Origin of the sequence: Belliella baltica DSM 15883 (genome assembly GCF_000265405.1) — a bacterium.
GTDB lineage: Bacteria > Bacteroidota > Bacteroidia > Cytophagales > Cyclobacteriaceae > Belliella > Belliella baltica.
In genome coordinates this window covers 4,146,624-4,168,583 of record NC_018010.1, presented here as the reverse complement: position 1 = coordinate 4,168,583, position 21,960 = coordinate 4,146,624, and the positions used below count along the sequence as shown (strand labels likewise).

General features: G+C 35.1%; 21 protein-coding genes, 4 tRNA genes and 1 riboswitch. Of the genes, 19 read left to right on the top strand and 6 right to left on the bottom strand.

Features of this window, described 5'->3' with window-relative positions:
- Nucleotides 1-57 precede the first annotated feature (57 nt).
- Nucleotides 58-855, top strand: coding sequence for an amidohydrolase (locus BELBA_RS18810; protein WP_014774263.1), 798 nt, complete (start codon nucleotides 58-60; stop codon nucleotides 853-855).
- A gap of 179 nt (nucleotides 856-1,034) precedes the next feature.
- Entirely contained in the window at nucleotides 1,035-3,263 is a 2,229-nt protein-coding gene (locus tag BELBA_RS18805; RefSeq protein WP_014774262.1) for an NADP-dependent isocitrate dehydrogenase, read from the top strand.
- A 54-nt stretch (nucleotides 3,264-3,317) separates the two neighbouring features.
- On the opposite strand, the gene BELBA_RS18800 is transcribed toward BELBA_RS18805, so the two are convergent.
- Nucleotides 3,318-4,205, bottom strand: a complete 888-nt coding sequence (locus BELBA_RS18800) for a trypsin-like peptidase domain-containing protein (protein ID WP_014774261.1) — start codon at nucleotides 4,203-4,205, stop codon at nucleotides 3,318-3,320.
- 311 nt (nucleotides 4,206-4,516) lie between these two features.
- Here BELBA_RS18800 and gap point away from each other — a divergent pair, with 311 nt between their 5' ends.
- The 3 genes from gap (at nucleotide 4,517) to BELBA_RS18785 (ending at nucleotide 7,099) form a co-directional block, all read left to right on the top strand.
- Nucleotides 4,517-5,521, top strand: a complete 1,005-nt coding sequence (gene gap / locus BELBA_RS18795) for a type I glyceraldehyde-3-phosphate dehydrogenase (RefSeq protein WP_014774260.1) — start codon at nucleotides 4,517-4,519, stop codon at nucleotides 5,519-5,521.
- Nucleotides 5,522-5,690: 169 nt separating this feature from the next.
- Nucleotides 5,691-6,350: a hypothetical protein gene (locus tag BELBA_RS18790; protein WP_014774259.1), complete on the top strand. Its 660-nt coding sequence runs from the start codon at nucleotides 5,691-5,693 to the stop codon at nucleotides 6,348-6,350.
- 104 nt (nucleotides 6,351-6,454) lie between these two features.
- Nucleotides 6,455-7,099, top strand: coding sequence for an LON peptidase substrate-binding domain-containing protein (locus BELBA_RS18785; RefSeq protein WP_014774258.1), 645 nt, complete (start codon nucleotides 6,455-6,457; stop codon nucleotides 7,097-7,099).
- A gap of 12 nt (nucleotides 7,100-7,111) precedes the next feature.
- Here BELBA_RS18785 and BELBA_RS18780 read toward each other — a convergent pair whose 3' ends face one another.
- Nucleotides 7,112-7,729 (bottom strand): tetratricopeptide repeat protein, encoded by a 618-nt coding sequence (locus BELBA_RS18780; RefSeq protein WP_245531107.1) that lies wholly within the window; start codon nucleotides 7,727-7,729, stop codon nucleotides 7,112-7,114.
- 222 nt (nucleotides 7,730-7,951) lie between these two features.
- Between BELBA_RS18780 and BELBA_RS18775 the strand changes: the two genes are divergently transcribed.
- The 5 genes from BELBA_RS18775 (at nucleotide 7,952) to BELBA_RS18755 (ending at nucleotide 9,446) form a co-directional block, all read left to right on the top strand.
- Nucleotides 7,952-8,024: transfer RNA gene (locus BELBA_RS18775), tRNA-Lys, on the top strand.
- Between the two features lie 53 nt (nucleotides 8,025-8,077).
- Nucleotides 8,078-8,151: transfer RNA gene (locus BELBA_RS18770), tRNA-Pro, on the top strand.
- A 169-nt stretch (nucleotides 8,152-8,320) separates the two neighbouring features.
- Nucleotides 8,321-8,394 (top strand) — tRNA-Arg (locus BELBA_RS18765).
- 68 nt (nucleotides 8,395-8,462) lie between these two features.
- Nucleotides 8,463-8,535 (top strand) — tRNA-Lys (locus BELBA_RS18760).
- A 257-nt stretch (nucleotides 8,536-8,792) separates the two neighbouring features.
- The gene (locus BELBA_RS18755; protein ID WP_014774256.1) at nucleotides 8,793-9,446 is read left to right on the top strand and encodes an MCP four helix bundle domain-containing protein; all 654 of its coding nucleotides are present in this window, start codon (nucleotides 8,793-8,795) and stop codon (nucleotides 9,444-9,446) included.
- 156 nt (nucleotides 9,447-9,602) lie between these two features.
- On the opposite strand, the gene BELBA_RS18750 is transcribed toward BELBA_RS18755, so the two are convergent.
- Nucleotides 9,603-10,661, bottom strand: coding sequence for a YncE family protein (locus tag BELBA_RS18750; RefSeq protein ID WP_014774255.1), 1,059 nt, complete (start codon nucleotides 10,659-10,661; stop codon nucleotides 9,603-9,605).
- Entirely contained in the window at nucleotides 10,658-12,460 is a 1,803-nt protein-coding gene (locus BELBA_RS18745; RefSeq protein WP_245531106.1) for a TonB-dependent receptor, read from the bottom strand. Before BELBA_RS18745 ends, BELBA_RS18750 begins: the two co-directional genes overlap by 4 nt.
- Before the next feature lie 258 nt (nucleotides 12,461-12,718).
- A riboswitch (cobalamin riboswitch) is annotated at nucleotides 12,719-12,948 on the bottom strand.
- Nucleotides 12,949-13,217: 269 nt separating this feature from the next.
- Between BELBA_RS18745 and BELBA_RS18740 the strand changes: the two genes are divergently transcribed.
- From BELBA_RS18740 to BELBA_RS18730, 3 genes are read left to right on the top strand one after another with little or no spacing between them, the layout of a single operon-like run.
- Nucleotides 13,218-14,267, top strand: a complete 1,050-nt coding sequence (locus BELBA_RS18740; RefSeq protein WP_245531105.1) for an ABC transporter substrate-binding protein — start codon at nucleotides 13,218-13,220, stop codon at nucleotides 14,265-14,267.
- A complete protein-coding gene (locus tag BELBA_RS18735) occupies nucleotides 14,257-15,291 on the top strand; it encodes an iron ABC transporter permease (RefSeq protein ID WP_014774252.1) in 1,035 nt (344 codons plus the stop codon). The genes BELBA_RS18740 and BELBA_RS18735 overlap by 11 nt, the downstream gene beginning before the upstream one ends.
- 10 nt (nucleotides 15,292-15,301) lie before the next feature.
- On the top strand, nucleotides 15,302-16,288 hold the full coding sequence (locus BELBA_RS18730) for an ABC transporter ATP-binding protein (RefSeq protein ID WP_014774251.1): 987 nt from the start codon (nucleotides 15,302-15,304) through the stop codon (nucleotides 16,286-16,288).
- Nucleotides 16,289-16,357: 69 nt separating this feature from the next.
- Here BELBA_RS18730 and BELBA_RS19795 read toward each other — a convergent pair whose 3' ends face one another.
- A complete protein-coding gene (locus tag BELBA_RS19795; RefSeq protein WP_014774250.1) occupies nucleotides 16,358-16,522 on the bottom strand; it encodes a hypothetical protein in 165 nt (54 codons plus the stop codon).
- A 221-nt stretch (nucleotides 16,523-16,743) separates the two neighbouring features.
- Between BELBA_RS19795 and BELBA_RS18725 the strand changes: the two genes are divergently transcribed.
- Nucleotides 16,744-17,070: a response regulator transcription factor gene (locus tag BELBA_RS18725; protein ID WP_211208402.1), complete on the top strand. Its 327-nt coding sequence runs from the start codon at nucleotides 16,744-16,746 to the stop codon at nucleotides 17,068-17,070.
- A 90-nt stretch (nucleotides 17,071-17,160) separates the two neighbouring features.
- Nucleotides 17,161-18,138, top strand: coding sequence for a c-type cytochrome (locus BELBA_RS18720; protein WP_014774249.1), 978 nt, complete (start codon nucleotides 17,161-17,163; stop codon nucleotides 18,136-18,138).
- A 28-nt stretch (nucleotides 18,139-18,166) separates the two neighbouring features.
- On the opposite strand, the gene BELBA_RS18715 is transcribed toward BELBA_RS18720, so the two are convergent.
- Nucleotides 18,167-18,523 carry a YraN family protein gene (locus tag BELBA_RS18715; protein ID WP_014774248.1) on the bottom strand — a complete coding sequence of 119 codons (357 nt, stop codon included), beginning with the start codon at nucleotides 18,521-18,523 and terminating at the stop codon, nucleotides 18,167-18,169.
- 112 nt (nucleotides 18,524-18,635) lie between these two features.
- Between BELBA_RS18715 and lipB the strand changes: the two genes are divergently transcribed.
- From lipB to BELBA_RS18695, 4 genes are all read left to right on the top strand, one after another.
- Nucleotides 18,636-19,358, top strand: coding sequence for a lipoyl(octanoyl) transferase LipB (gene lipB / locus BELBA_RS18710; RefSeq protein ID WP_014774247.1), 723 nt, complete (start codon nucleotides 18,636-18,638; stop codon nucleotides 19,356-19,358).
- Nucleotides 19,359-19,380: 22 nt separating this feature from the next.
- Complete coding sequence (locus BELBA_RS18705; protein ID WP_014774246.1) at nucleotides 19,381-19,782, top strand: hypothetical protein; 402 nt, start codon at nucleotides 19,381-19,383, stop codon at nucleotides 19,780-19,782.
- A 7-nt stretch (nucleotides 19,783-19,789) separates the two neighbouring features.
- Nucleotides 19,790-20,527: a 3'-5' exonuclease gene (locus BELBA_RS18700; RefSeq protein WP_014774245.1), complete on the top strand. Its 738-nt coding sequence runs from the start codon at nucleotides 19,790-19,792 to the stop codon at nucleotides 20,525-20,527.
- 158 nt (nucleotides 20,528-20,685) lie between these two features.
- The gene (locus BELBA_RS18695; protein ID WP_211208401.1) at nucleotides 20,686-21,669 is read left to right on the top strand and encodes an ATP-binding protein; all 984 of its coding nucleotides are present in this window, start codon (nucleotides 20,686-20,688) and stop codon (nucleotides 21,667-21,669) included.
- Nucleotides 21,670-21,960: the final 291 nt, after the last annotated feature.

Below are 21,960 nucleotides of genomic sequence, written 5' to 3'. Positions count from 1 at the left end.
AAATAGTTCATTGGCATTTCACCTATTAAACTACTTCAAAATTCGATTTAAAAAAAAATGAAGTCTCTTCCAAAATTAAAAATAGCATTGATTCAAACAGCTCTTCATTGGAAAGATAAGACCGCGAATTTTGCGATGTTGGAAGAGAAAATATGGGAAATTGAGGAGAATGTTGATCTGATTGTATTGCCTGAAATGTTTTCAACAGGATTTACCATGGATGCTTCGGAAATGGCAGAACCGATGAATTTCACAGCTTGTAAATGGCTCAAGCAAATGGCTTCTCAAACGCAGTCCGCAGTCACAGGAAGCGTAATTATCCAAGAAAATGGTAATTTTTTCAATCGAATGCTTTGGGCAAAACCAGACGGAGAATTACTTTGGTATGATAAGAGACATCTTTTTAGAATGGCTAATGAAGATGAAATTTATTCCATGGGTAAAGTCAGGAAGATTTTTGAATTGAATGGCTGGAAGATTCTTCCACAAGTATGCTATGATTTGAGATTTCCAGTTTGGTCTAGAAATTCATCTGATGAAGGTTTAATGGAATATGATATTTGTGTTTATATAGCAAGTTGGCCCAAGCCAAGAATCAAAGCTTGGGACATTTTGCTTCAAGCTAGGGCAGTGGAAAATTTAGCATACGCTTTAGGAGTAAATAGAGTAGGAGAAGATGGTAATCAAGTCCCATACTCTGGTCACTCAGCAGCATATAATTTCAAAGGTGAGCAAATGGTCTATTCTGAAGACAAAGAAGAGACTCTGATTGTCGAATTTGATGCAAATGATTTACGTACATATAGAGACAAATTCCCAGCATGGAAAGATGCTGATCAATTTAATATCTTATAATCTTGTCTCAGATATTAATCCGTCTCTTGAAATTTCAATGTTCTCAATCAATATTTGAAACTGCGATATTTTGATTAATTTAGCCCGAATTTTAAGACACAGGCAAAAGAAAACGTTTTTTGTGTTTCGGCCTAAATTCACCAACTGAATATTATTCAATCATTGTTAATAAAAATAAAATGACCACTAAAACAGCCAAAATTCTTTACACACTTACTGATGAAGCGCCAGCTTTGGCAACATATTCATTATTACCGATTGTAAAAGCTTTTACAGATTCGGCGGGAGTTGTTGTAGAGACAAGAGATATTTCTTTGTCGGGAAGAATTATTGCGCTTTTTCCAGAATTCTTGACTTCAGATCAAAAAATCGGAGATGCGCTTGCCGAACTTGGGGATGTAGCCAAGACTGCTGAAGCAAACATTGTAAAACTTCCGAATATCAGTGCTTCTATGCCTCAATTATTAGCTGCTATTAAGGAATTGAAAGAAAAAGGATATGCGCTTCCTGAATATCCACTTAATCCCAAAAATGATCAAGAAAAGGAAGTCAAGTCAAGATATGATAAGGTTAAAGGAAGTGCAGTAAACCCTGTCTTGAGAGAAGGGAATTCGGATAGAAGAGCACCTTTGGCTGTAAAAAATTACGCTAAGAAAAACCCACACAGTATGGGTGCTTGGAGTGCAGATTCTAAAACTCACGTTGCAAGTATGCAAAAAGGAGATTTTTATGGTAGCGAAAAATCACTGACGCTTTCTTCTGCTACCTCCGTTGATATAGAATTTGTAAATGCTGCCGGTGAAGTAAAAACTTTAAAGGCTGGACTATCTCTAAAAGAAAATGAAGTTGTAGATGCGGCTGTGTTAAGTGTAGCAGAGTTAAAATCTTTTTTCAAGGAACAAATTGCTTCTGCAAAAAAAGAAGGTGTGCTTTTTTCACTTCATATGAAAGCAACCATGATGAAGGTATCAGATCCAATCATTTTTGGTCACGCAGTAAAGGTGTTTTTTGCTCCAGTATTTGAAAAATATGGAGAAAAGTTGTCTCAACTTGGGATAGATGTCAATAATGGTTTTGGAGATTTATTAGTTAAATTGAATAAGCTACCTGTTGCTGAAAAGTCAGAAATCGAAGCGGCTATTGAGGCTTGCTATGCAGATTCGCCAGACCTTGCTATGGTAAATTCAGATAAAGGGATTACCAATTTACATGTTCCTTCTGATGTCATTATAGATGCGTCTATGCCTGCCATGATCAGAACTTCTGGTAAAATGTGGAATAAAGCTGGGGAAGAACAAGATACTAAAGCTGTGATTCCAGATAGATCTTATGCTGGTGTTTATCAAGAAACAATTGATTTCTGTAAGAAAAATGGGGCATTTGATCCATCTACAATGGGTTCTGTTCCGAATGTTGGTTTGATGGCTCAAAAGGCTGAAGAATATGGTTCACATGACAAGACTTTTGAAATTGAAGATAAGGGAATTGTTCGAGTTGTGGCTAATGGAGAAGTGCTATTGTCTCATGATGTTGAGAAGGGTGATATTTGGAGAATGTGTCAAACAAAAGATGCTCCTATTCAAGATTGGGTGAAATTAGCAGTAAACCGAGCTAAGGCCACTGGTGTTCCTGCCATTTTTTGGTTGGACGATAAGAGAGCACATGATAGAGAGTTGATCAAAAAAGTAAATAATTATCTAAAAGACCATGATACCTCTGGTTTAGATATTCAAATCATGTCTCCAATCGAAGCCACCAAGTTTTCCTTGGAGCGAATCAAAGCAGGAAAAGATACAATTTCTGTGACTGGAAATGTTTTGAGAGATTACTTAACTGATCTTTTTCCAATTTTAGAATTAGGGACAAGCGCAAAAATGCTCTCCATCGTCCCATTGATGAATGGTGGAGGTCTATTTGAAACAGGCGCCGGTGGTTCTGCTCCAAAGCATGTTGAGCAATTGGTTGAAGAAAACCACTTACGTTGGGATTCTCTTGGAGAGTTTTTAGCATTAGCAGTTTCTTTAGAGCATCTGGGGGATACTTTTGCTAATGACAGAGCAAAAGTTCTGGCAGAGACTTTGGATGTTGCTACAGGAAAGTTTTTGGATGAGGATAAGTCTCCTTCAAGGAACGCCAAGGAATTGGATAATCGAGGAAGTCATTTCTACCTTGCCATGTACTGGGCTGAAGCTTTAGCTTCACAGCAAAAAGATATGGAATTGAAAAATAAATTTGAATCTATAGCCAAACAATTATTTGAAAATGAAACTAAGATCGTTTCAGAACTAAATGATGCGCAAGGTGTCAAAGTAGATATTGGTGGTTATTACAGACTTGATGCGGTAAAGGTTGATAAAGTTATGCGTCCAAGTGCTACTTTCAATGCAATTCTTGCGCAAATAGCTTAAGATAATGTTAAATAATTAAACAAAAAAAGCAGCTTCTGAAGCTGCTTTTTTTGTTTATACTTCTGTGAATTTTACTTGATGTTGCGTAAGAAAAGATTTGATCACATCAACATGAATACATTCGCCTAAATGGATAAAGGAATAATCATTGATTTTTTTTGTTTTGCCTTTGGTGATGATTTCTTTGTCTTCGATATCAAAGCCAAGGTGGAGGTGCTTTGTTCTGCTTTGCATTCCATAAACGATTCCATTTTCATCAAAAAGAGGCCCACCGCTTTGTCCTCTTAGTCCAGGTGTGCTCATTTCAATACCATATTTTACACCTTTTGCATCACCAATAAATCGAGTAAGCATTCCGTCTATCGGAAATCTTGGTGAAGCTTTTACACCTTCATTGGTCCACTCGATATCGTCTTTTTCAGGATTGAATCTAAAGTTGTTGAATTCGGGGAAAGGAAAACCAAGTCTGCATAAAAACTTGCCTTGATTGATGTTGTTGGAGTCTTTTGGGAAAACCGCATGACCTTGGTAAAGCAGTTTATTGAAATCGTTGAATTTGATTATTGCTAGGTCATAATCGGGGTGAAGATGCCAAGTTAATCCAGATATTTGATCAATACAGTCAACAAAAGTTGTTTTCATCTGAATAGGACTATTTTCTTCTAATTTATATTTTGTCTCTAGGTTTCTTAGCGTTTCCTTGAAGCGTCCATCTTTTGGGATCCTATTTAACTCTTCTTTGAAGGCTGTATAATGTTTTCCCATCTGCATCCCTTGAGAAAGCCATTGTACGACGTGTTTGCAGGTAATAGCAAACCCTTCATCGTTTACAAAAAACAAAGTTGCTGCTCCTGGAATGATTTTTTCACCCTTGTAGCTCCTGCTAATGGAATGAATCGCTCTCGTAAATCCTGATACTTTTGAAATAGCTTGTACAAACATTGAGTATTAATTTGACTTCAAAAATTAAAGTAACGGATAGAATTTAAATTGAATAGATTTTTCAAATTAAAATCAAAAATCTCTTTATCTCTGATGAAAAAAAATCATTAAATAAAATTTTATTTTTCGAAATCGATTGTATTTTCACAACTCTTAAAATGAACCTCAGTAACCCACTGTTTTATTTGGGTAGACAAGATATTATTGGTAATTTTAAGCATTCTAAATTACTTTCAAGTAGAATAGAAATTATTTAATTTTTGATTCAATCTATTTGCAATCAAACCTATAAACAATAAATACACAAAACTATGAGCAAAATTAAAATTGGAATCAACGGATTCGGAAGAATCGGTAGATTGGTATTCAGAGCTGCGCAAACAAGGAATGATATTCAAGTTGTAGCGATCAATGACCTAATCGATGTGGATTATATGGCTTACATGCTAAAGTATGATTCTACTCACGGTAAATTCGACGGAGTTGTTGAAGTGAAAAATGGGAAATTGATTGTTAATGGCAATGAAATCAGAGTCACTGCTGAAAAAAGCCCTGCAAACTTGAAATGGGGTGAAGTAGGTGCTGATTATGTTGTAGAGTCTACTGGTATATTTTTAACCAAAGAAACAGCGCAAGGTCATATCGATGCAGGTGCTAAAAAAGTTATCATGTCTGCTCCTTCTAAAGATGATACCCCAATGTTTGTAATGGGTGTAAATGAAAATTCATATACATCTGATATGGTTTTTGTATCGAACGCATCTTGTACGACTAACTGTCTTGCTCCAATTGCTAAAGTATTGAATGACAATTGGGGAATTGAAGAAGGTTTAATGACTACGGTTCACGCAACTACTGCAACTCAAAAAACAGTAGATGGACCATCTGCAAAAGACTGGAGAGGTGGTAGAGGAGCTTCACAAAATATTATCCCTTCTTCTACAGGAGCTGCAAAGGCGGTAGGTAAAGTTATCCCTGAATTGAATGGTAAATTGACAGGGATGGCATTTAGGGTGCCTACTCCAAATGTATCTGTTGTTGATTTGACTGTTAGATTGAAAAATGGTGCTTCTTATGAAGAGATTTGTGCTAAGATGAAAGAGGTTTCTGAAACTAGCATGAAAGGTATTTTGGGTTACACAGAAGATCAAGTTGTATCTACTGATTTCAATGGTGATAGCAGAACTTCAATTTTTGATGCTGGAGCTGGAATCCAATTGAGTGACAAATTTGTAAAAGTAGTAGCTTGGTATGACAACGAGTGGGGTTATTCTAACAAAGTTGTTGACCTACTTTCTTACATCGCAAGTAAGTAATTTTAATGAATTAAGATTTTAGATTTCCCAAAAAGATAAAAACAAAAAGTTTTAATATAAAGCTATTTGATTTGACTCTTTTTGGGATTTTTTCTTTATTCTCTGTATTATTTTTTGAATTATGTAATTTTTTCGTTAAAATAAGGATTGATAATTAAGAGTTCCAATTATGTTAACACTCCTTTTAAATTTACTTCTGTTTATCACAGCATCTCTGCCAAATCTTACTGATTCAATATCAGAAAATCAATCTTCTTTAGAAAAGTTGAAAGTTGATAATAAGATAATACCGGTAGAAATAAAGGATGTTGTCATTGAAGCATTGTCTTATTTTCCTGAATTGGCAGGAGTTCATATTGATTTTGAATTTAAGGATAAAATCAAAGGTTCAGTAATGCAAGCACAACCAAGAGTGATGACCTTACTCGTGACGGGAAAAGAAACACGGGAGTATAGAATTAAAATTACTAGAGCAATGAACCTTGGTGATGAAAGCATTTTGATTGAAGAAGTTCCGCATGATGTTCTGGTAGGTTGGATAGGTCATGAGTTGGGTCATATAATGGATTATAAGAACCGTAGTACGACGAATTTAATGCATTTCGGAATGAGATACATTGTGTCAAACAAAAAGCTTACAGAAGCTGAAATAGCTGCAGATACTTATGCGATTTCTTGCGGTATGGGTTATCAAATTCTATCCTTAAAAAATTACATTCTTAATCAGGAGGGTTTTGATGAAGCTTATCGAAATAAAATTAGAGACTTGTATATGTCGCCACAACAAATCTTGAGTTTGCAAGAAGAATTGGAAGAAGAGGATGGTTGATTCATCATTCGTAATTTTTAAACTTGATTTATAAAGAAATCAAGTTCCTCTATATCAACTTTTTTAATTTGAGAACATTCTAATCAGTAACTTTATCAAGCATAATGAGTTGGAAAGATATGACAAATGAAATAATTCCTATTTTTCCACTCAAACTAGTTGCTTTTCCTGGTGAGCATCTTAATCTTCATATTTTTGAGCCTCGTTATAAACAGTTGATTGCTGATATAAGCGAAGGTGATGGTAGATTTGGAGTGTCTGTTTATTTAGATAAATTAATGCCTTTTGGTTCAGAAGTACATTTGGAGGAAGTGAGTAAAGTCTATGAAGATGGTAGATTGGATATCAAAACTAAGGTGATTCGTGTTTATGAATTAATAAGGTTTGAAAACCCTTTTCAAGACAAACTCTATGCAGCAGGTGAAATAATCCCTTTTGAAAATGATATTTCAGTTGCAGCCCATTTGCACAATGAATTTATTTTTTATCTAAAAGAATTTTTCAGATTGATTGGCGAGCCTCAAAGCATCATACCCTTAGCGATCAATTCTTTTACATTAACTCATAAAATTGGGTTGTCCTTGGAAGAAGAATACGAGCTACTTGTCATGAGGAAAGAGAGCATGCGGATTCAGTTTTTAATCAAGCATTTCATTAAGGTGATTCCTGTTTTAAGAGAAGTTGAGCGAGCAAAAGCTAAAATAAGGATGAATGGCCATTTCAAAACTTTAGATGCACTTGATTTTTAGCTTTTGAGAAAGTTAAAGTTTAGTGATGCTCTCTTTTTTGACGAATGCTTTTTGTTTTCCCCATTCTATTTCATACCAGATATCCTTTGAAGATTTTATGATTACCCGGTGTCCTGGATCTACATTTTTTATCAATTTCCCTCCTGCTGTTGGTTTATCCATTATGATTGTAGGACTGCCAGTCACAATTCCTGTGGATGATCGTTTGAGAAAATTATTGCTAGCAAAAACCAAGAAGATTAGGATAATACTGGGGACATAGTATTTGGGTTTGTTAGCTTTTTGCTGAAAAATGAAAAGTAAGATAAAGGATATCAACAATAAACTTAGAAATACCAAAGTGATTTCTTGTTGTAGGTCAGAAGTGAATTTGAAAAATCTATCCCAGTCAGTAATTTCATATCCAACCAGATTTGGCTGCTCTGTTAGCGTTTTGATTTTTGTGATAACTCTTGGATTAGGGTTAATGTCGTAGTATTTAGCTAGATAAAAACTTGCCTTTGAAAAATCTCCTTTTCCTTCAGAAATATAAGCCATTTTCAGGAGCATTGCAGGAGAGAAAACTTCATCATTTTGGAGTAAGTTTTCATAAACAGCCATAGCTTCTTGGTAGTTATTGGTTTTAAACAAAGAATCTGCGTTTTGGAGGCTAATTGTATTGGCTTGACAATTAAAGCTTTGTGAAAACATCAATAAAATTATTGTAAATTTTGTAAGAAAGATTGCCTTTGAGTTTTGCATTTTAAAATAGTCCGCTTAAATTTGCAGTCCAATTACGGCAATGATTCGACAAAAAACAAATCAAAAACCGTTAAAAGTCTCTTAAAAGTTAGAGATGATATTGATCAAAATGATTCCGTAGCTCAGCTGGTAGAGCAATACACTTTTAATGTATGGGTCCTGGGTTCGAGCCCCAGCGGGATCACTGTTAATAACTCATAAGGAGTTAAAAAATTTGAAAGTATAATTATTAAAGTTCGGGGTGTAGCGTAGCCCGGTATCGCGCCACATTTGGGATGTGGAGGTCGTAGGTTCGAATCCTGCCACCCCGACAATATTTTCTAAAAACTTCAAAAAATTAAATCAATTGTTTTGAGGGAGTTAGAAGAAAATTGAAAGAATTTTACAATTAGATCATATTTTTCCTTTTTAATTAAGATTAGAGGGTATAAATTTGAATTCTAATTAGGATTGTTTCAAATAGATTTCTAGTAGAAAAATGGTCTTGTAGCTCAACTGGATAGAGCAACTGCCTTCTAAGCAGTAGGTTTCAGGTTCGAGTCCTGACAGGATCACACTAAGGTCGCCAGACCAATGTCAGTGGAGCATTTCAAAAAAAGAAATGCTCCATTTAATTTATAATGATTCCGTAGCTCAGCTGGTAGAGCAATACACTTTTAATGTATGGGTCCTGGGTTCGAGCCCCAGCGGGATCACGAAAGCTTCCTTTTTAGGAGGCTTTTTTGTTTAAATCAATTTTGAGTTTCATTTAGCCATAATGAAAATTGCTATTCTTTTTTTAAGAAACATCTTTTTGTTTTATGAAAATTTGAAGATTTAGTTAACGATTTTCCGAAAAAGTCATTTGTTTTTTATTTTTTGCTTTTCAAGTTTTCTTTTACTTTCTTAACAGTTTAATTAATTAAAAATCGTCTAGATTTATTAAATCAATTGAGTAACCTCAACGTAAGCTATGAAAACTCCTAAATCATTAAATAATAAACTTAAAGCCGCGATTGTCTTGACATTTCTACTCTTGGTGATATTTGGTAAAAATATTTTGGATAGAAAAAACTTTAATGAATTAGAAGAGTCTTTTGCTTCAGTATACGAGGATAGATTAGTAGTTGAAAGTTACATTTTTACAATATCAGAAAATTTATTTAGGATTAAATTATTGGTGAATCACTGTTGGGAGGAGACGGATTATTCACATGTAATTGAAGATATAAAGACTTATGAAGATAAGATACTTGCAACAGTGAGTACTTTTGAAAAAACAAATCTTACAGCCACTGAAGACGAATTCCTAAAAGATTTTAGAGGTATTATTGAGACAAATTTGAGAATTGCAGATTATGATCTTCTTTATTCTGATGAAAAAGGGATTAATTATGAACAAGTTCATATATATAATGAATATATCGAACGAGCGATAGGTGATTTGGAAAAGCTATCAAATATCCAACTGGAGGAGGGACATAGGCTTGCTATTAATTCCGAAAAAGTAGTGACAAGGTCAAGAATCTGGGCTCAATTTGAAGTAGCGGCTCTTGTGATTTTATTATTAATCATTTACCTTTTAATCTATACATCTAGAAACATTAAATCGGAATTGATTGATTAATTTTAAAGACCGATTATAATTTCAGAGCTATTATAATCGGTCTTTTTTTGCTTTGATGTTTCATTTCACTAATGAATTCAAGCTTTCTTACCCGTTTGCCAATTCAAAAAATAACTACATTGTTATTAATTGACTGTAGATATTTCTTTTCTTTCTTTACCTTTTAAAAATAAAGCCTGATGGGCCTACCCCTGTTGGGATAGTTTTGACTTCATTACCACTTTGATTAATTACTATAGCTGTTCCTGAACCTTGAAAACCATTGTTTTCAGAGACATAGATGTTTTTATCAAAATTATCAAAACCAATTCCATAAAAACCGTTTCCTTCATACAGGGAAGCATCTATGACTTGACCTGAAGTGATTGAAATTTTGGCTACAGCATCATTATAGTCAGGCCATCCTGTTGAAGTAATGACATATGCCTCTCCATTTTCACCCAATGTCAACTTCGAAGTTGGTCTAGAAATATTGATTTCAGTCGTATTGCTAATGCTGTAGTTACTCTTATTGATTTCGTGAAAGAAAACAGTGCTTGAGTTTCTGGATAAAAGAAGCAGTTTGTTGTCATGTTCCAAGAATCTGACAGGAGTTCCTTCCACATCGATACTCCTATTTACTGTGTCGACTCCTACTCTCATAACATCAATTTTCCGCGCAGCAGAACAGGCAATTAATAAGTCGTTATTTATTTTATAGAAACTTTCAGGACGACTTGAAGTTCTTGATTTTTTTGTAACTGCTCCTCCTGTGATACCATTTACAATGGCAATATATGATTCTGGACTTGCGAAACTTGCATCGTAAGGACCCCAATCGGCAATGTAAATTTTGTTATCAGTTATAATAGCTGATCTAGGAATATTTAGCTCTTCGCCTTCTACAGACCCTATGCTCTCAAAAGTGTTTTTATTTACAATTTCTACTTTACCAGTATTCGCGACCAAATAAAAATAATCCTCGTACTCAACGAGATCTTGAACCAATCCTGCAAAAGGTCTATTATTAACTTTTTCAAATATGTTTTGCTGTACCTCCCCCGTATTGAAATTGTAATGGCTAATGTCTCCATCACGAGAAGAGAAATTTCCTTCATTGATGATCAAAAGCCCCTTTTCGTACTCTCCAAGAGGTCGTTCCTCGCCACTACCGTCACAAGAATAGATAAATAATGATAAGGCTAGTAGATAGCCTAATAATCTTAAATTTTTCATAGTGTTAAATTGATATTGATTAGATAATTTCTTCCGGGCATTGCTCTCAATCTGAGAACTTGATAATCATTGTTTGTTATATTGTTTACTTGAAATCCTATTGAGGCCTTTATCTTTAGACTGAATTCTAAACTTTTACTATACCCTAAATCCAAAAGTCCATAAGGAGCGACTGAAGAAGTATTGTCTGTATTGATATATCTCTCTCCAATCCAATGTCCATTTACAAAAGCAGAATTTGATTTGTATGTGAAGCGTAAATTTCCCTGAGTCTTATGTTTGGGTGTATAAGGAAGTTGATTTCCCTGCGAGCGGTCATTTTCGGATAAGTTATTGAGAATCGTCGCTAGGGTGTAATTGTAACTTCCATTGAATTCTAAATGCATTTGATTCAATGATTTTTTAATCGTTACAAAATATTCTAAACCTTGATTTCGGACTTCACGGATATTTTCTGGACTCCAAAAACTCCCTCTTGGCAGCCAAATGATCCAATTGTCAACCCACATGCTGTAAAGATTGATCTGATTGCTGATCATGAAATAATTACTATTGAAAACATGAGCCAAACCAATTTCTGCACTGATACTTTCTTCAGATTCTAGGTCTGGATTTCCTCCTGGAACCCAAAATCGATCATTCAGTGTGGGGATTTTAAAGCTCTTCGAGACAGAGGTGTGTGCGCTGAATTTGTTCTTTTCATTTTTAAAAAATGTCCATTCTGATCCAATGCTCGGTGTGAATGGGGCAAGATCTCTATTGAAGATCATTTGTCTTAAGTTTAAAGAAAATGCGAGGTTAGAAGCTGGAAGATAATTGATGGATTGATAAAGTTCTAACCTATCCTCAGTGGCTTCATAGCTGCTGAGATTCCCAATTACATGATTGAACCGCACTCCTGTTTTTGACTTCAACTTTTCTGAAATAGTCCAATCAATATCTGAGGATAGGAGAAATTGGGAGGTTTGATTGACACTCTGATTGAATTTCAATTCATCTAAAACTACCCCTGCTTTAATATTCCAAATCGTTGCAGCGGTGAATTTATTATAATCAACTACTGCTCGGAAATTATTGTCATTCTGTACATCGGAACCATTTGATCCCATCACAGGCTGAATTTGTCTGTCTGTTTGATTCCACCAAATTGATGTGCTGAGTTGCTGATTTGGACGGAGATTCCAAGCCAAATCTTGCATAGCCCCAAACTGTTCAACTTCCGCATTTCTTTGTCTTTCTTCAGGACTTCCAGCTCTTGCTAAGTTGTTGAATTTGAAATTATTTTTTGAGAAATTTCTATACACGCGACTTCTGCTCGAGAAATTTTGATTTGAATACCCATATTCAACTTGCTGATTCCATCTTCCAAAACTTCCAAAAGTGCTCAGGATTTTGGTTTGATGCCCTTTGTTGAATGTGTTTTTGTTGTTCAGATGAATGGCTCCACCGATTGCATCAGTGCCATATAGTGCTCCGCTACTGCCATAATGTATCGTAGCTTCGTCAAATCCTCCAACTGGCAATATTGAAAAATCTGCTTGACCAAGCGAGGGGCTATTGATTGGGATTCCATTCCAAAAAACTGAATTATGACCTGCAGACGTGCCTCTCATGGTAAGAGATGTTAACATACCAGGTCCATATTGTCTAAGGAATAGCCCACTTCGTTGCTGAAGCAATTCTGCTAAAGATTGCCCTTGAAATTCGTTCAAGTCTCTTGAATCAACTTTCTGGAGCGTCTGTCCATAGGTGTATTTTTCAAGTGGAGATGAATAAACCTCGACCAATTTCAGTTCCACGGTATCTTGCGGAATTAATAGAGTTTTATCAACCTCATTTGAAAATGAAGTAAGAAATACGAAACTAAGAAATAGCAATGCCTTTCGAATTAAATAATGGAAAATCGATTATTTAATTCAAAGTCATCCGTGGAATAAAATTGAGAGAATTGAACAATGATAAAAGAACGTGTAATCTTCAAATTGATATTGAAGAAGAGTTAATAACATTCGTTCTGAAACATTTCCTTTTCATCTCAGCCTTTCACCCGAAAGCTTTGAATTTGATAAGAATAGGCAGGTCTCCTGGCTTCCTTGAATTTACCGGCCTTCTCGTCCTCTCCCGATAGTGATCGGGACGAACAATGGCAATGGAGGTGGTAAATTACTATCCTAATTAGTTTTAGGACGAGGTTACAGTTGCGGGGACAGCTCCGGTATTTCACCGAATTCCCTTTTAATCTCGAGGGCCTGATAAAGGATCGAGAACCAAATCTTGTTGCAAACATAAGCAATCCAAATCCAGAAATTCAAATATTCTTTGGAATATTTATTTGTAGCCATAAATCTGAGCTGTTAGGAGAAGTATTATTTAATATCTCAGCTTTTTATTTCAAATTGATTAAAAACAAATCTCATTTGTATCTTTGAGGCGTTTAAAAAATATTTGATCAATTTTATGAAGCCCTTTTCTCAAATTTTATTCATTGTTCTTTTTTTAAATTTCCTACTATCCTGTGATAATAAAAATCAAGAAAATGAAATATCAGGCTCAGTTTTGCAAAATTCCTACGCGTCTGGTTTTCATATATTTAAAGGGGAGGGGTATTGGGTTTTAGAAGTTTCGCAAGCTTTCCCGGGAGAGCATCAACCTTATAGGTATTTGGTATTAGAAAGTTCGGGTGAATCAATTCCTGATGGGACATTTGACGCAATAATTACATTGCCAATAGAAAAAGTAATCCTAACTTCTACAACTCATATTCCACATTTAGATTTATTAGATTGCACAGAAAAGTTGGTTGGCTTTCCCAATTTAGATTTGATTTCTTCTAAACTCACTAGAGAAAGGATAAACAAAAACTTGGTAAAAGACCTTGGTTCTGGAGCTCAGTCCAATATTGAGTTGATGATAGATCTAGAACCAGATTGGGTGATGATTTCAACCTTAGGGGAAGATTTGAAAAACTTAGATTTACTCAAAAGCGCTGGAATAGCTGCTGTAATCAATGGGGAATATGTGGAGCAGCATCCACTTGGGAGAGCAGAATGGATTAAATTCACAGGGGTGTTGTTAGGGAAATATGAAGAAGCAAAAGCTGAATTTGATGTTATTGAAGCCAATTATTTAGAAGCATTAAATTTAGTCTCTAATGTTGTCTTGGAAAATCGTCCGACGGTCATGTCTGGAGTGATGTACAAGGATATTTGGTATGCTCCAGGAAATGACTCTTGGGGGGCACAATTGCTTAATGCTGCTGGAGGGGAATATGTATTTAAAGCGCAAGCTGGTACAGGCAGTAGCCAACTTAACTATGAATATGTGCTTGACCAAGCTCAGAATGCTGATTTTTGGCTAGGAGCATCAGATTTTGTGAGCTTGGAAGCCATGAAAAGTGCTGATGAAAGATATGCTGGTTTTAAAGCTTTTCAAAAAAACAATGTTTATTCATATACCTCGAAAAAAGGGGAGACAGGTGGAATTGAATATTTTGAATTGGGTTACATGCGGCCTGATTTGATTTTGAAAGACATCATCAAGATTCTCCATCCAGATTTATTACCAAATTATTCTCTTTATTTTTACTCAAAAATGAATGAAAAATAACACTAGACATTTTCTACTTTTTGTTTTTGGCGCAGTTCTTTGTGTATTATTCTTTCTGATCAACCTAAACGTTGGTTCAGTTCACATTCCGATGTCTGAGATTGCTGCAAGTCTTTTTGGAGAAGAATTTAGCAAGAAGTCTTGGGGTATTATTGTAAAAGATTATAGAATACCAAAAGCTTTTACCGCAATTTTGGCAGGTCTAGCTTTGTCAATAAGCGGTTTGCAAATGCAAACTTTTTTCAGAAATCCTTTAGCAGGACCTTTTGTCTTGGGGATTAGTTCAGGAGCTGGATTAGGTGTTGCATTGCTAGTGATGACTGGTTCAGCATTTGGTTTGAGTTTTTTTTCAGGGGGTTTTGGAATGTGGGCTGTAGTGTTTGCGGCATCCTCTGGAGCAATTTTAGTTCTATTACTCATGAGTTTGACTGCATGGAGAGTAAAGGACAGCATGACGCTACTGATCGTTGGGTTGATGTTTGGAAGCTTGGCTGGTGCTTTGATTTCTGTCTTGGCTTATTTTAGTGAGGCTGAGCAATTAAAAGTATTCACAATTTGGTCCATGGGGAGTCTTGGAGGCACTCAGGGAGGCCAATTAGAATTATTTTTATTTGCTTGTGTTTTGGGAGTTACCCCAGTTTTGATTTTTATCAAGTCTTATAATGCAATGCTTCTAGGTGAAGCTTATGCAAAAAGTATGGGAGTGAATATTAATAAATTGCGCTGGGCTATGATCTTGAGTACAGGGTTGCTGGCAGGTTCTGCGACTGCATTTTGTGGCCCAATTGCGTTTATTGGAATAGCAGTTCCTCATATGGCAAGATTAATTTTTAAAAGTGGAGATCATAAAATCCTATTTCCAGCATCTGCTTTAACAGGTGCAATTGTTTTACTTTTTTGCGATTCAATTAGTCAGCTCCCAGGATCTGCACAAACACTTCCAATCAATGCTGTTACCTCGTTGATAGGAGCTCCAATGGTAATTTGGTTAATTTTAAGAAGGAATTTTAGTAAAGAGTTTTAATCAGACAAGTATGGAGATAATTTTAAAAGGGGAAGGTTTATCACTGGGATATAAAAATCAAAACAAGGAATCGGTCATTGCAGAAGGAATCTCTTTTAGGTTAGAAAAAGGTAAATTAACATGCCTTTTAGGTCCAAATGGAGTCGGGAAATCAACTCTTATAAAAACTATAATGGGGCAAATCCCCATATTGAAAGGTGATATCAGCTTTTCAGGAAAAGCTATTTCTGAATTCAATGAGAAATTATTAGCAAAGAAGATAGCTGTTGTTCTAACGGAAAAGGTTGCTTTAAGCAATTTGACAGTTTATCAATTAGTTTCGCTCGGGAGAATTCCACATACATCATGGCTTGGAAATCTCACTATTGAAGATCATGAAGTGGTGAAAAAAGCGCTTCTTGCTACAAATATTGAATATCTTAAAGATAGTGTCTTGTCCGAAATTAGCGATGGTCAAATGCAAAAAGTGATGATAGCAAGAGCGCTAGTTCAAGATGGAGAAGTTGTAATTTTAGATGAACCCACTGCTCATTTGGATTTGATCAATCGATTTGAAATCATGCATTTGCTAAGAAGGATTGCGAAGGAGGAGGGTAAAGCAATTTTAGTAGTTACTCATGATTTGGATATTGCTATTGAGACTGCGGATGAGTTTTGGTTGATGCAATGTGGTTTTCCATTAGTTTCTGGAACTCCTGAAGATTTGATAGTGAGTGATAAGATCAATTTGCTTCTTCCAAAGGATAGTTTGAAGTTTGATGTTTCAACAGGCAAAGTTCAGGATTCCACAAGTTATGAATTCCCAAGAATTATTGGAGAAGAGAAGTTGACTCGTTGGCTTAAACTTCTTATTCGAAAGAATAAGTTGAGGTTACCTAAAGATATTTTATCCCTTACTATTTATGAAATTCCTTTTACTATTTCTATTGAATCCACGAGCGAAATACTTGAATTTGATTCCTTTAAAACATTTTTAGAATATTTTTTAGAATCCTGATCTGAGGTGAAAATTATAATTTACTAGTTTTACGTTTTTTTGCACTTCTTTCACAATTCATGCAGGTTGTTACCATCGACCATTTGAATGATTTCTATTATCTACAATTTCCTTCATGCTTAGTAAATAATCAAAGACTAAAGTGTCAAAAAATATTATTTCAAAGTACTGATTATAAGATGGATATTTGAAAAGTGCTCTGTTTGTAAATGCCAAAATTTTTCGATTATTCATATAAATCAGTAAATTTAATAAGGGTTTCTAAACTTGATAAATCTGTTATTTTTTTAAATATGAGTTTTTATTTAAAAAATAGTAGGTTTTTCATTTATCATTTAAAACATGAATTTTTGTAGGGAAAATATTATCTCATTTAGATTAAAACTGTTTGATATAAATACCTGTAGTATAGTATGTTGTCTGTTTGTTTTTTATTTTTTTCATTTGTGTTTATTGTGTACCAGAAAATCATTGCGTTTAGAAGAGAACAATTTCAGGAAATTGAGTCATTGAAAAGTGATATTACTGATAAAAATGGATACGATATTAATTTTTCAGCTATCAACGTAAAACTTCCAACACCTCTATCGGAAAGAGAAAAGGATGTAGTAGAACAATTAGAACTAGGCTTGTCAAATCAGGAAATTGCTACTAGGCTATATGTAAGTGAAAACACTATAAAAACCCATCTTAAAAATATTTTTATTAAAACCGAAGCTCAAAATAGAACTGATCTAATTCACAGATTGAGACTTTATTCCGAAGATGGAATCTATACTTGATAAAAACAATATCACTCATTAGGGTGAAAGCTTTAGAAGGATAATAGGTGATTTTTAATAAGAGAAATTAAACATGTAAAAAAGATAATTATGAAAAAGGGGATTAAGATTTTAGCATATTTTGTTACTTCACTTGTCATATTGATTTTATTAGCTGTGGCATATATCAGCTTTGCACTACCAAATGTTGGAGATCCGCCGGCTGATTTCAAGGTAGAGATTACTGACGAAAAAGTTGCATATGGAAAGTATTTAGCAAACCATGTTATGGTTTGTGTTGATTGTCATTCTGTGAGAGATTTCAGTCTATTTTCTGGACCTATAGTTCCTGGAACCGAGAGTTCAGGTGGGGAGGTTTTTGATCAGAAGATGGGTTTTCCAGGGACATTTATTTCCGCTAACATTACGCCTGCGGGAATAGGTGATTGGACTGATGGTGAGCTTTTAAGGTTGATTTCTACTGGAGTTAGAAAAGATGGATCTGCTATTTTTCCAATTATGCCTTACAAAAACTATGGGCAATTGGATGTTAAAGATTTGGAAGCTATAATAGCTTATCTTAGAACACTTGATCCAATAAATACAAATCATCCTAAATCCAAAGCCGATTTTCCTTTTAGTTTGATTTTGAAAACAATGCCTGAGAAAGCTAATTTCACTGAAAAACCTGATCCAAGTGATCAGATAGCCTATGGAGGATATTTGGTCAATGCAGCCGCATGTGCTGATTGTCATACCAAGTTTGAAAATGGGAGCTTTGTAGGTGAAAAATTAGCAGGAGGTCGAGAAATGGAAATGCCAGGAGGGATTTTAGTCACCCCAAATCTAACGCCCCATGAAAGTGGTTTGAAGAATTGGACAGAAGATATGTTTGTGCAACGTTTCAAAATGTATAGTGATGATAACAATTATGTCCCTGAAAAATTAGCTCCTGATGATTTTCAGACTATAATGCCTTGGGTCATGTATTCTGGAATGGAAGAGTCTGATCTGCGAGCGATTTATCGCTATTTGCAATCGCTAGATCCAGTCGAAAACTATGTTGAGAGATTTAAGCCTAAAAGCTGATCTTTAGCCCTCTGTTTGGAGGGCTTTTTTAATAAAATGCATCCTCAAATTGTCTAAAATTAACATTTCCATTTTTATCTTGATATACTCCTACGATATCAAAACGAATGTCTTTGTGCCAATCATTTTCATGAATATAATGATCAGCAGCTTTGATGATTAGCTTTCTCTTGGTATAGTCAACAAATTCTTCGGCAAATCCAAAGCCTACACCACTTCTAAATTTTACCTCAACAAATACAAGAAGGTCTTTGTATTCAAAAATCAAGTCAATTTCTGAATGACTATATCGGTAATTTGCTTCTCTAAAAACATACCCCTTACCCGTCAGCCAATCCTTGGCCAACTCTTCTGCACGCTTTCCTTTTTCATTATGCTCTGCCATCACAATATTTGTTTAATTTTGAAAAATCAATTTAAAAATCATTGACTCTGCCAAGTAATTGTCAGAACTGAAGTTTAACTATTGGCGTTTGTCAAAGAAATTAACAATAACTGTGAATCAAATTATAAATAAAAAAGTAAAATTTCTAGACCTTGGCCGAAAGGATTATAAGGAGACCTGGGATTTTCAGGAAGAAATTTTCGCAAAAACGGTTGCTTTGAAGATTGAAAATAGAAAGGTTGGCGAGAAAGAGCAGCAAATTACAGAGAATTATCTTTTTTTCGTAGAACACCCACATGTCTATACATTGGGAAAAAGTGGGGAGCTAGCTCATCTATTACTAGATGAAAAAGGGCTTCAGGAAAAAGAGGCGACATTTTATAAAATCAATCGGGGTGGAGATATTACCTATCATGGCCCTGGTCAACTTGTTGGTTATCCAATTTTGGATTTGGATAATTTTTTCACAGATATTCATAAGTATTTAAGACTTTTGGAAGAAGCGATTATTCTTACGCTTAGAGAATATGGAATTGAAGCAGGAAGAATAGAAGGGCTGACGGGTGTATGGCTCGATCACCTCAAACAGGAGAATCCGAGAAAAATATGTGCCCTTGGTGTAAAGTCCAGTCGCTGGGTGACTATGCATGGATTCGCTTTCAATGTCAATGCTGACTTAGATTATTTCAAAAATATTGTCCCCTGTGGAATTGCTGATAAAGCGGTCACATCTATGCATTTGGAATTGGGAAGACCTGTTGATGAAAATGAAGTTAAGCATAAAGTAAAAGCACATATTGGCCATTTATTCGAAATGGAATTTGTTGAGGGTTAAGGATATTGACATAAAAATTAGGATGAAAAAAGACATTGATTTTCAACCAGTTACGGGTGTAAAATTGGCTATTGCAAAAGAAATAGTTAATGGGAATGAGGAGTGGTCAGTTTATATTATCAATTTGAACTTGATAGAGTTACATACAGTAATGATCACTTCTAAAGGCTATGGAAATATAAATGGAGAGGAAAAGAAGACTTCTGTCCTTAGGCATATGATCCAAGAATTGGGCTCTGAGTCAGTCGCTAAAGTAGAACCCATTGATCCAGCAGTATTTGTATTGAATAATGAATTTTGGGTTAGTTACTATATTTTAGATCAGATTTTCGACAAAAAGTTTATCTTTACAGAAGGTAGCATGGATCCTTCGAATGTGCGTATGATTCCCGAGCTTGGTCTCGAAGGTGTTTTGCATAGATAAAAATAACATGACTGATTTTTTAAATGAATTGAGTGATGTCCTGTTTTTGGATATAGAGACAGCTTCTGCTGAATCAAATTTTGATGCACTTCCGGAGAGGATTCAGGATGAGTGGATCAAAAAGGAAAAACTAATCCACAAGTCTGATGCAGAGAGTGAAGAAGGAAGTCTTTTCTTTGAAAAAGCGGGTATTTATGCAGAGTTTGGAAAAGTAATCTGTGTAGGTGTAGGCTACTTTAAGTTTGATAAAGAAAGTGAGACCTTAAGATTCCGAACTAAGAGTTATGCTTCAGACAATGAATATGAGACGCTATTAGAGTTTTCAGAATTGCTTCAAAAGAAATCTTGGACTTTGTGCGCCCACAACGGGAAAGAGTTTGACTTTCCCTATCTCGCCAGAAGAATTTTGATTAATAGAATTCCTTTGCCAGAGCCACTTCAGATGGCTGGAAAGAAGCCTTGGGAAATAAGGCACTTGGATACTTTGGAGTTATGGAAATTTGGTGACTACAAGCATTATACAAGACTGGAATTATTGGCAGCAGTTTTTGATATTCCGACTTCTAAAGAAGGAATTGATGGTTCTCAAGTGAATGATGCCTATTATAATCAAAATGATTTGCAGTCAATTCGTGAATATTGTTTGAGAGATGTTTTGGTGACCGCACAGATTTATTTGGCTTTTCAAGGCTTGCCACCGGAAATTGATTTTGAGATTATCAATTTAGATTTAGAACAAGAGTGATTGAAATAAGTGTTTTTTTAAAATTAGCTTTATGTTATTTCAAAATTCTCGACGTGTTGTTTCAAAATGGATGTCATGTTATTTAAAAATAAAATACGTGTTAATTCAAAATTGAGTTCGTGTTAATTCAAAATTTGTATTAATTTTGAAATAAAAAAATGCTGATTAACAGGAGGTTATATGATGCAGTAAAGGAGATGATACCAAAGTATCCCATCATCGCTCTGACTGGCCCAAGACAATCTGGAAAGACTACTTTATTGAAGGATTTGTTTCGCGATTATCGCTATATCAGTCTTGAAAATCCTGATTTTCGGAATTTTGCTGAAAAAGATCCCAATGGGTTTTTGGAAGAATACGATCTTCAAGTGATTTTCGACGAAGTTCAGAGAGTGCCTGCGCTCTTTTCCTATCTTCAAACCAAAGTGGACGAGCATCCTGAAAGGATGGGATCTTATGTGTTGTCAGGTTCCCAAAACTTCCATTTGATGCAGAGCATAACTCAGAGTTTGGCAGGGAGAGTTGCTATTTTTAAGCTTTTCCCTTTAGATCATCTAGAACTAAGTTCAGCTGGTTTGTTGCAAGATGAATTCTTGGATAATTTGGTCAAAGGGTACAATCCAGCTATTTATCATAGAGACATTCCGACAAAAATATTTTATTCGAACTACATACAAACTTACATCAATCGTGATGTAAGTGAATTGATTGCGATTAGGGAAATGCGCTTATTTCAGAATTTTCTGTCGCTTTGTGCAGCTCATGCGGGACAGTTACTGAATTTGAATGCTTTGGCAAATGAATGTGGGATAACTCAGCCTACTGCCAAAGCCTGGCTTTCCGCACTGGAGCAAAGTTTCATTACTTTTCAGCTCTACCCATATTATAAGAATTTTAGCAAGAGAGTTTTGAAAACTCCGAAGCTGTATTTTTATGACACAGGATTGCTTTGCCACTTGCTTAAAATCTCTTCCGCTGAGAAATTGTTGATTCATCCTTTTAAAGGAGCCTTATTTGAAAATATGATGATTGCGGAATATGTAAAACAAATGCATCATGCAAATAATGTAGAAGATATATGGTTTTGGAGAGATTCTGGAGGCAATGAAGTTGATCTGCTTGTGGACAAGGGATTGGATTAAAGCATTGTGGAATTCAAAGCCTTCAAAACCGTCACAACCGACATGTTTGATAGTCTTAATAAATTTGAGCAGATTTCAAAAATTGAAGGACTCCAAAAAATCTTGGTTTATGGAGGGAATGAAAACCAAAAGCGATCTGCAGGCAATTTGGTTTCATGGAGGGATTTCCCGAAGTTTTAATCTTAAGAGCAAGTTTTCTAATCAAATTGTCAACTTGTTCTCTTCTTTTTCTTCCTTTTGAACCTTTTTGGCAATATTCTTATTCTTATCTTTGGGTATCGTAAGTGAAAA